General features: G+C 62.6%; 5 protein-coding genes and 2 rRNA genes (1 of these 7 only partly in view). 4 read left to right on the forward strand and 3 right to left on the reverse strand.

Annotated elements, in window-relative coordinates; translation table 11 throughout:
* Window positions 1-20 precede the first annotated feature (20 nt).
* The 4 genes from J5226_RS25050 to J5226_RS25065 all read left to right on the forward strand — a co-directional run bounded on the left by J5226_RS25050 (window position 21) and on the right by J5226_RS25065 (window position 4,304).
* Window positions 21-491: an EVE domain-containing protein gene (locus J5226_RS25050; protein ID WP_215837790.1), complete on the forward strand. Its 471-nt coding sequence runs from the start codon at window positions 21-23 to the stop codon at window positions 489-491.
* A 130-nt stretch (window positions 492-621) separates the two neighbouring features.
* Window positions 622-1,284, forward strand: a complete 663-nt coding sequence (gene rpiA / locus J5226_RS25055; protein WP_215837791.1) for a ribose-5-phosphate isomerase RpiA — start codon at window positions 622-624, stop codon at window positions 1,282-1,284.
* A gap of 164 nt (window positions 1,285-1,448) precedes the next feature.
* Window positions 1,449-2,519 carry an ATP-binding protein gene (locus J5226_RS25060; protein ID WP_215837792.1) on the forward strand — a complete coding sequence of 357 codons (1,071 nt, stop codon included), beginning with the start codon at window positions 1,449-1,451 and terminating at the stop codon, window positions 2,517-2,519.
* Between the two features lie 291 nt (window positions 2,520-2,810).
* A complete protein-coding gene (locus tag J5226_RS25065; RefSeq protein ID WP_215837793.1) occupies window positions 2,811-4,304 on the forward strand; it encodes a hypothetical protein in 1,494 nt (497 codons plus the stop codon).
* A 271-nt stretch (window positions 4,305-4,575) separates the two neighbouring features.
* On the opposite strand, the gene J5226_RS25070 is transcribed toward J5226_RS25065, so the two are convergent.
* The 3 genes from J5226_RS25070 to J5226_RS25080 all read right to left on the reverse strand — a co-directional run.
* Window positions 4,576-6,408: an ABC transporter ATP-binding protein gene (locus J5226_RS25070; protein ID WP_215840570.1), complete on the reverse strand. Its 1,833-nt coding sequence runs from the start codon at window positions 6,406-6,408 to the stop codon at window positions 4,576-4,578.
* A 1,027-nt stretch (window positions 6,409-7,435) separates the two neighbouring features.
* Window positions 7,436-7,550: ribosomal RNA gene (rrf, locus tag J5226_RS25075) — 5S ribosomal RNA — on the reverse strand.
* A 164-nt stretch (window positions 7,551-7,714) separates the two neighbouring features.
* Window positions 7,715-10,307, reverse strand: a 23S ribosomal RNA gene (locus tag J5226_RS25080); it runs 272 nt beyond the window's last position.

Genomic DNA, 10,307 nt, shown 5'->3' on the forward strand with positions numbered 1-10,307 from the left:
GAACCTTGCGAGCCCCCCGCATGACCGCACGACGCCGCTACTGGCTGATGAAGTCCGAACCGGACACTTTCTCCATCGACGATCTAGAACGCGTGCGCACCGAGCCATGGAACGGCGTGCGCAACTACCAGGCCCGCAACTACATGCGCGACGGCATGAAGATCGGCGACGGCGTTCTGTTCTACCACTCCAACACCGCGATCCCCGGCATCGTCGGCCTGGCCACCATCGCCGCCGAAGCCTATCCCGACCCGACCCAGTTCGATCCCAAGTCCGATTACTACGACGCCAAGAGCACGCGCGAAGACCCGCGCTGGCTGCTGGTGGACGTGGCCTTCGAACGCAAGCTCGCCCGCACCATCGCGCTCGACGAGATCAAGGCCCGCGCCGAGGAACTCGGCGAGGACTTCGCCCTCACCCGCCGCGGCAACCGCCTGTCGGTGCTGCCGGTCTCGGCGGCGCAGTGGAAGTTGTTGCTGGCGATGGAGTGATTGCAGCAAGGGAATGAAGGGAACAGGGAAAGAGGGGAATGGCGGGTTTCACCGCGTTCCCACCATTCCCCTCTTCCCTTCTTTCCCCTAATTCCCGCTCCATTCTTTCCCTCCCAACTCTCGAAACCCAATGAGCGAACACAAGCGCCTGGCCGCCGAAAAAGCCATCGACTACATCGAAGACGGCATGATCGTCGGCGTCGGCACGGGCTCCACCGTCGCCTATTTCATCCAGGCCCTGGGCCGCATCAAGGACCGCATCAAGGGCGCGGTGTCGAGCTCGGAACAGAGCACGGCGCTGCTGCGCGAACTCGGCATCGAGGTGCTCGACCTCAACAGCACCGGCCAACTGTCGCTGTACATCGACGGCGCCGACGAGTGCGATCCGAACAAATGCCTGATCAAGGGCGGCGGCGCCGCGCTGACCCGCGAGAAAATCATCGCCGAGGCCAGCGAAAAGTTCGTCTGCATCGTCGACCCGTCCAAGCAGGTCAAAGTGCTGGGCAAGTTCCCGCTGCCGGTGGAAGTGCTGCCGATGGCGCGCAGCCTGGTCGCGCGCCAGATCGTCGCGCTGACCGGCGGCCAGCCGGTGTGGCGCCAGGACGCCGCCGGCAACGGCGTGGTCACCGACAACGGCAACGTCATCCTCGACATCCACAACCTCGCCATCGCCGAACCGGTCAAGCTCGAAGCCGCGCTCAACCAGATCCCCGGCGTGGTCGCCGTGGGCCTGTTCGCGCGCCGCAAGGCCGACGTGGTCATCGTCGGCGGCGAGCCGCCGGTGGTGCTGTAGGTCTTCGCGTCCGGCCGCTCCGTTCGTCGCTTCCGAGCGGCTACCTGTTCCTTCCGGCCGCATGCGGCCGGACAATGCGCCAGCCCGGCCGCTTCCGGCCGGGCACGTTCCAGTCGCGGCAACGGACGCCGCGGCGCCAACCCGGGCGGCCCGCCCACGCCATCATGAGTACCGATACCCAGCCCTACGGGGCGTTTTTCAACCAGCAACTGTGGGATCTGCCTTCGCTGATCCTCAACACCCGCCTCGCCGAGGCGCTCGATCGCGGCATCGCCCGCTACCCGATCCATCGCTCGCTGCGCCTGGCCGCGCGCACCAGCGTCGACGCGATGTTCGACGACCTCGCCTTCAACCTCGGCCTGATTGCGCAACGCCCGAACGGCCGCAATCTGCTGCTCGACGGCGAAGGCGTCTTCATCGACGCGCGCGCCGGCAGCAAGGCCGATTACTGCTCCTTCTACTTCGGCATCTGGGCCGATTCGGTCGAACGCGCCGAGGCGATCCTTCAAGCCGTGCGGGCACGGTTCGAGCCGACCCGCATCCGCGAGCCGATGTTCTCCATCGATTGGCATTTCCTCAGCGGCAACGGCGAACTGCAAAGCGCCAACATCGAGGAACTGGCCGACGACGTGCTGCTCGACGACGCCTACCCCGAGATCGGCGACGTCGCCGGCTTCATCGACCGTTACCTTCGCGCCAAGGAAACCGTGCTGGTGCTGCAGGGCCGTCCCGGCACCGGCAAGACGCGGTTGATCCGCGCCATCCTCGGCGAGATCTCGCGCCGCAACGAAGGCAGCGCGCAGGCCCTGTACACCGGCGACAAGAAGGCGCTGGAGTGCGACGAGATCTACGTCAAGTTCATCACCGGCGACGACCACGCCTTCGTCGTCGAGGACGCCGACCACCTGCTGCGCCCGCGCGCCGAAGGCAACGAGCACCTGCACCGCTTCCTCGCCATCGCCGACGGCGTGGTGCGCGCGCAGGGCCGAAAGATCGTCTTCTCCACCAACCTGCCCAACGTCGGCGATCTCGACGACGCGTTGGTGCGGCCGGGACGTTGCTTCGCCCACGTCAACGTGCGCGAGTTGCGGTTGGACGAAGCCGCCGTGTTGATCCGTCGTCTGGCCGGCGAACGCGGCCTCGATGCCGACGCCGCGATCGCCGCGGTCGCCGCTAGCGGCAACCGCAGCCATTCGCTGGCCGAGATCTATCAGGCCGTCGACCGCTTGAAGTGATCCCGCGACGGGGCGGCCGCACGGCCGCCCCGCTTCGCGCCCACAACGCAGCGGGTGTAGGAGCGGCGCGAGCCGCGGCCACGACATCGCGCTTACGAGGCGAACTGCAGTACACGGTCGCGGCTCACGCCGCTCCTATACCCGCTGCATCCGACCGCGGCTGCCCGCAACCCACTGATTCAAAATGGATATCACCGACTGAGACCACCGCTGACGATCCTGAGCGACGCCCCCCGCTGCAGTCATCGCCGCACAGCGCGATACTGACGCCCCAAGCATGGCCCCACCGCCGTGACCCTGCGCTGCCTGTTCGTCGACTTCAATTCCTACTTCGCCTCGGTCGAGCAATTCGACCGCGAGGAATTGCGCGGGCGGCCGGTCGGCGTGGTGCCGGTGATGGCGGCGACCACGTGCTGCATCGCCGCCAGCCGCGAAGCCAAGCTGCACGGCGTCAAAACCGGAACGCCGGTGCGCGAAGCGGTCGAGCGCTGCCCCGACATCACCTTGGTGCAAGCGCGGCCGGCGCGCTACGTCGAGCTGCACCATCGCTTGATCGCAGCGATCCAGGACTGCATTCCCATCGACGGCAAACCGCTGTCGATCGACGAAGTCGCCTGCCGCCTGATCGGCCGCGAACGCGAGCGCGACAACGCCGTGGCCATCGCCCGCAAGATCAAGCGCACGCTGATCGAACGCGAACTCGATCCGATCCGCTGCTCGGTCGGCATCGCGCCGAACACCTTCCTGGCCAAGACCGCGTCGGACATCGACAAAGTCGACGGCCTCACCGTGGTCGAACTGGCCGATTTGCCGCGCGCCCTGCATGGCCTGCAGTTGCAGGACTTGTGCGGCGTCGGCCCGTCGATGCTGCAACGCCTCAACGACGCCGGCATCGATACGGTCGAACAACTCACCGCCGCGCCGCGCGAGCGGCTTAAGGCGATCTGGGGCGGCATCGAGGGCGAGCGTTTCTGGGCGCAACTGCGCGGCATCGAACTGCCGCCGCGGCAACGCGCCGCGGTCGCCTCGGTCGGCCACTCGCATGTGCTCGACCCGCAGATGCGCAACGCCGACGGCATGCGTTCGGTGCTGTTCAAACTGCTGGCGAAAGCGGCGATGCGCCTGCGCCAGGAACGCTGCAAGGCGCGCGGCCTCAGCCTGCACGTGCGTTTCGTCGGCCGCGATCAACGCTTCAGCCGCGACCTTTCGTTCGCGCCGCTCGACGACTCGCCGACCTTGCTGCACCTGATGGCCAACGCGCTCGAACCGCTGCTGCGTGCCGCCGCCAGCGGCCGTTGGCGGGTGGAGCGCCATCCGCCGTTGTCGGTCGCGGTCTCGTTGATCGATCTGCTGCCCGATGCCGGCGACAGCGCCGCTCTGTTCCCCGAGCGCCAGCGCAACCAAGCGTTGACTCGCGTGCTCGATCAGGTCAACCAGCGCTACGGCAACAACCGCCTGTACTTCGGCGCGATGCAGGACGCGCTGGCGCAAGGCGCCGCGCCGATGCGCATTCCGTTCCAGCACATTCCCGACGAAGCCAGCGAAGCCGATCTCGGCGCCGCGGCGCTGGTCGCCGACCCGAGCATGGACGAGCTGTGGCTGCAGCGCGAGCGGCAGTTCAAGGCGATGGCGGAAAGCGCGCATCGGCAGGAGCGCGAGCGCGGCGCGACGAAAGCGAAGGCGCCCGCGCCGGGTCATAAGCCTTCGGGCGTCGGCGGCTGGGTGCGCAAGCGCCAAGGTTCGTCCGACGACGACGGTCGCGGAACCACGGGATCGCTGTTCTGATTCGTATCTCGTTGTAGGAGCGGCGTGAGCCGCGACCAAACGAAGCGACTGACGTAAGCGCCCGGTCCGAAATTCCGATGTCGGAGATCGTTCCGCTTTTCGTTTCGTGGATATCCGGCTTCGGATTGAGCGCTTCTGTCAGTCGCTTCGTTTGGTCGCGGCTCACGCCGCTCCTACAAAAAAGCCTCTCTTCCCGAAGGAAGAGAGGCTCCAAGGATCAACCGCTAACGTTCCTCTCCCGCAGCGCGGGAGAGGGTCGAGACGAGGGGCGTTACGCCTCGACCGCGACGAACCCACCGGTCTGCCGCTTCCAAAGCCGCGCATACAGCCCATCGCGCGCGATCAATTCCTCGTGCGTCCCGGTCTCGATGATGTGTCCCTTATCCATCACCACCAATCGGTCCATCCGCGCGATCGTCGATAGCCTGTGCGCGATCGCGATCACCGTCTTGCCTGCCATCAGCGTTTCCAGGCTTTCCTGGATCGCGGCTTCGGCTTCCGAGTCCAGCGCCGAGGTCGCCTCATCGAGGATCAGAATCGGCGCGTTCTTCAACAGCACCCGCGCGATCGCCACGCGCTGACGCTGACCGCCGGACAGCTTCACGCCGCGCTCGCCGACCAAGGCGTCGTAACCCACGCGCCCCTCGCCGTCGATCAATTGCGGAATGAACTCGTCCGCACGCGCCTTGCGCACCGCTTCGAACATCTCCTCCTCGCTCGCGCCCGGACGGCCGTACAGCAGGTTGTCGCGGATCGAGCGATGCAGCAGCGACGTATCCTGCGTGACCACGCCGATCTGCGAACGCAGACTTTCCTGCGTCACCTTAGCGATGTCCTGTCCGTCGACCGCGATGCGGCCGCCTTCCAGGTCGTACAGCCGCAGCAAGATGTTCATCAGCGTCGATTTGCCCGCGCCCGACGGCCCGACCAGACCGATCTTCTCGCCCGGCTTGACCGTCAGATCGAGGTCGGCGATCAATCCGGCGTCCTTGCCGTAATGGAAATGCACGTTCTCGAAGCGGACTTCGCCGCGATCCACCTGCAGCGGCTTGGCGTCCTCGCGATCGACCACGGTCAGCGGCTTGGAGATCGTCTCGATGCCGTCCTGCACCGTGCCGATGTCCTCGAAGATGCCGTTGACCGTCCACATGATCCAGCCCGACATGTTGTGGATGCGGATCACCAGGCCCGTCGCCAGCGCGATCGCGCCGACGGTGATCGAGCCCTTATGCCACAGCCACAGCGCGAGCCCCGTGGTGCCGACGATCAGCAGGCCGTTGAGCACGGTGATGCTCACGCCCATCAGCGTGGTCATCCGGGTCATGTCGCGCGACCGATCGGTCTGCTCGACCATCGCCTCGGCCACGTATTCCTCCTCGCGCCGCGAGTGCGCGAACAGCTTGAGCGTGGCGATGTTGGTGTAGCCGTCGACGATGCGGCCCATCAGCTTGGAACGCGCGTCCGAGGCCCGCCACGAACGCAGCTTCACCCGCGGCACGAAGTAACGCATCAGGCAGATGTAGATCGCGATCCATGCGATCAACGGCGCCACCAGCCACGCATCGGCTTGCGCGAACAGATAGATCGCCGAAGCCGAATACACGACCACATACCAGATCGCATCGAAGGCCTGCGTGGTGGATTCGCGCAGCGACGGACCGGTTTGCATGATCCGGTTGGCGACGCGGCCGGCGAAGTCGTTTTGGAAGAAGCTCAGGCTCTGCCGCAGCATGTAGCGATGGGTTTGCCAACGCACCAGATTGGTCATGCTCGGATGCACGGTCTGGTTGAGCAGCAGATCGTGCAGGCCCAGACAGACCGGCCGCGCGATCAGCATCACCAGCGCCATCCACAGCAGCTGATCGCCGTGCCGCGCGAACAGCTCCGACGGCGGCGTGGTGTTGACCAAGTCGACCACCTTGCCGAGGTAGTCGAACATGATCACTTCGACGATGGCGACGAAGAAACCGACCACGGTCAGGATCACGAAGATCGGCCAGGCCTGGCGTATGAAGTGCCAATAAAACCCGCCGACCGAGCGCGGCGGCATGTGCGCCGGCGCAGGTCGGAACGGATCGATCAGCGATTCGAACCAACGAAAAATCATCATGGGTGTGTTGCCTTCTGAACTGAAACGGCTCCCGCCGCGGCGAACGCCCTGCGACGCGCCGGAACCGGCGCGGGCGGGCGACGCACGCGAGCGACTGGGCGCCAACGAGGCGCCGATCGGGAAACGGGAGTAGGGCGGCGGACGCGCGCGCGCGATCCAAGGCCATAACAGCGGCCTGGAACGAACAGCGGTCAGCCAAACTCGGCCCGGAACGGATCCGGAGCCGGACGCACCGACTTAGCGGTGACGGACCTTGCCGGTAACTGTGAACTTCATCTTTCGCCTCTCCTTTCGACGGAGCCGGTCCCGGAGCGTCGTGGCGCGGCGGGAACCGGCGGCTCGGCCAAGCCCCGTCGGGGTGTCATGGCCGGCAAGCTGCGCCCGGCGCGGTGCCGGTCGTTTTGCAGCTTCGCGAGTGTACGCGCAGATGGTGCGGATCGTGTGCAACGGTGAGGAATGGGTTCGTTTCTTTTTGTACGAATCCCTGGGGCGCTGGCGATTCTGGTCGCGAGAAGTAGCGTAGGAGCAGCGAACCAACAGCAAGAAAAGCAGTAGCACTGTCCCTTATAGCTTTGTCCGCGAGTGTGGCGGGCACTTCATGCTTTCAAGTGAAAGGCGAGTAAGCCACGGCAGCTACCGATACCGATGCCTCGCGTCAGCAATGCGCCTTCAGGGCTGCGGTTACGGATAACCGACGACGGATATTCCGCAGTTTCTCGTGCAGGAGCGGCGTAAGCCCCGACGGTCGCGGGTAACGATGACCACCGCGGGTATCGCGGAACGATCGATGGCAGCGGGTGGCATCCCGCCCAGGTGCATTCCAACGCGTTCGGATTCGACTCTCGGGATCTCGGCGGCCTGATCGGCGCCGGAGCGGGGATATTCCCGCGCCTGGCCGCGGTGGAGGCGGCGGTGTTCAAGCGATCCGGCCGGTGATTATCGGCGGTGGGCGTGGGATTCACTAGTTTTCACGCAAAAGAAGAAGGCCGGATCCTTTCGGATCCGGCCTTCTGGGTAAAGCCCCTGGCGATGACCTACTCTTGCATGGCTTAAGCCACACTACCATCGGCGCATGTGCGTTTCACTTCCGAGTTCGGGATGGGATCGGGTGGTTCCACACAGCTATTATCACCAGGGAGAGGGTGGAGGGTCGCGGGCTCCAGATGGAGTCGCGCACACGCTCTCGTTGGTTGCTTCCAACGCGATGGACTGCGCTGTCGGCGAATAGATTGGAATGTAGCGAGTCAGTGTTGGGTTGGAATATCGACGCGTCGTCGAGTCCAAGGCCACTTGAGGTTATATGGTCAAGCCACACGGATCATTAGTACAGGTTAGCTCAATGCATTGCTGCACTTACACACCCTGCCTATCAACCACCTAGTCTTGATGGTTCCTTTAGGGGAGTCAAGCTCCCGGGAGATCTCATCTTGAGGCGCGCTTCCCGCTTAGATGCTTTCAGCGGTTATCGCTTCCGAACATAGCTACCCGGCAGTGCCACTGGCGTGACAACCGGAACACCAGAGGTTCGTCCACTCCGGTCCTCTCGTACTAGGAGCAGCCCCTCTCAAATCTCCAACGCCCACGACAGATAGGGACCGAACTGTCTCACGACGTTCTGAACCCAGCTCGCGTACCACTTTAAATGGCGAACAGCCATACCCTTGGGACCGACTACAGCCCCAGGATGTGATGAGCCGACATCGAGGTGCCAAACACCGCCGTCGATATGAACTCTTGGGCGGTATCAGCCTGTTATCCCCGGAGTACCTTTTATCCGTTGAGCGATGGCCCTTCCATACAGAACCACCGGATCACTAAGACCTACTTTCGTACCTGCTTGATCCGTCGATCTTGCAGTCAAGCACGCTTATGCCTTTGCACACAGTGCGCGATGTCCGACCGCGCTGAGCGTACCTTCGTGCTCCTCCGTTACACTTTGGGAGGAGACCGCCCCAGTCAAACTACCCACCATACATGGTCCCCGACCCGGATAACGGGCCCAGGTTAGAACGTCAAGCACGACAGGGTGGTATTTCAAGGATGGCTCCACTGCAGCTAGCGCCACAGTTTCATAGCCTCCCACCTATCCTACACAGACGAACTCAACGTTCAATGTAAAGCTATAGTAAAGGTTCACGGGGTCTTTCCGTCTTGCCGCGGGAACGCTGCATCTTCACAGCGATTTCAATTTCACTGAGTCTCGGGTGGAGACAGCGCCGCTGTCGTTACGCCATTCGTGCAGGTCGGAACTTACCCGACAAGGAATTTCGCTACCTTAGGACCGTTATAGTTACGGCCGCCGTTTACTGGGGCTTCGATCAAGAGCTTCGCCTTGCGGCTGACCCCATCAATTAACCTTCCAGCACCGGGCAGGCGTCACACCCTATACGTCCACTTTCGTGTTTGCAGAGTGCTGTGTTTTTGATAAACAGTCGCAGCGGCCTGGTCACTGCGGCCCCCCTCAGCTTTTAACTATGGAGGGCGCACCTTCTCCCGAAGTTACGGTGCTATTTTGCCTAGTTCCTTCACCCGAGTTCTCTCAAGCGCCTGAGAATTCTCATCCTGCCCACCTGTGTCGGTTTACGGTACGGTCTGCGTAAGCTGAAGCTTAGGAGCTTTTCCTGGAAGCGTGATATCAGCAGCCTAGCCCTAATGGGCCGGTCCTTAGTCTCAACGTTGCCCCCCCGGATTTGCCTAAGGGGACCGCCTCAACTCTCTCACCAGGACAACCAACGCCTGGCCTGCCTAACCTTCTCCGTCCCTCCATCGCACTTACGCGAGGTGCAGGAATATTAACCTGCTTCCCATCGACTACGCATTTCTGCCTCGCCTTAGGGGCCGACTCACCCTGCGTCGATTAACGTTGCGCAAGGAAACCTTGGGCTTTCGGCGTGCGGGCTTTTCACCCGCATTATCGTTACTCATGTCAGCATTCGCACTTCCGATACCTCCAGCAGACTTCTCAATCCACCTTCATCGGCTTACGGAACGCTCCTCTACCGCGCATACAGAAGTATGCACCCCAAGCTTCGGTTCATCGCTTAGCCCCGTTAAATCTTCCGCGCAGACCGACTCGACCAGTGAGCTATTACGCTTTCTTTAAAGGGTGGCTGCTTCTAAGCCAACCTCCTGGCTGTCTGTGCCTTTCCACATCGTTCACCACTTAGCGATGAATTTGGGACCTTAGCTGTGGGTCTGGGTTGTTTCCCTTTTCACGACGGACGTTAGCACCCGCCGTGTGTCTCCCATACAGTCCGTCTTGGTATTCGGAGTTTGCCATGGTTTGGTAAGTCGCAATGACCCCCTAGCCATAACAGTGCTCTACCCCCAAGAGGATACATATGAGGCGCTACCTAAATAGCTTTCGAGGAGAACCAGCTATCTCCGGGTTCGATTAGCTTTTCACTCCTAATCACACCTCATCCCCTACCTTTGCAACGGGAGTGGGTTCGGGCCTCCAGTTGATGTTACTCAACCTTCACCCTGGGCATGACTAGATCACCCGGTTTCGGGTCTACTGCCCGCGACTATGCGCCCTTATCAGACTCGGTTTCCCTTCGCCTCCCCTATACGGTTAAGCTTGCCACGAACAGTAAGTCGCTGACCCATTATACAAAAGGTACGCAGTCACCCTTGCGGGCTCCTACTGCTTGTACGCACACGGTTTCAGGATCTATTTCACTCCCTTCACCAGGGTTCTTTTCGCCTTTCCCTCACGGTACTGGTTCACTATCGGTCGGTCAGGAGTATTTAGCCTTGGAGGATGGTCCCCCCATATTCAGACAGGGTTTCTCGTGCCCCGCCCTACTCGATTTCATCGCGTGAGCCCCTTCGCATACAGGGCTGTCACCTTCTACGGCGAACCTTTCCAGGTTCTTTTGCTGAAGCTCACG

Source organism: Lysobacter sp. K5869, from assembly GCF_018847975.1.
Classification (GTDB): domain Bacteria; phylum Pseudomonadota; class Gammaproteobacteria; order Xanthomonadales; family Xanthomonadaceae; genus Lysobacter.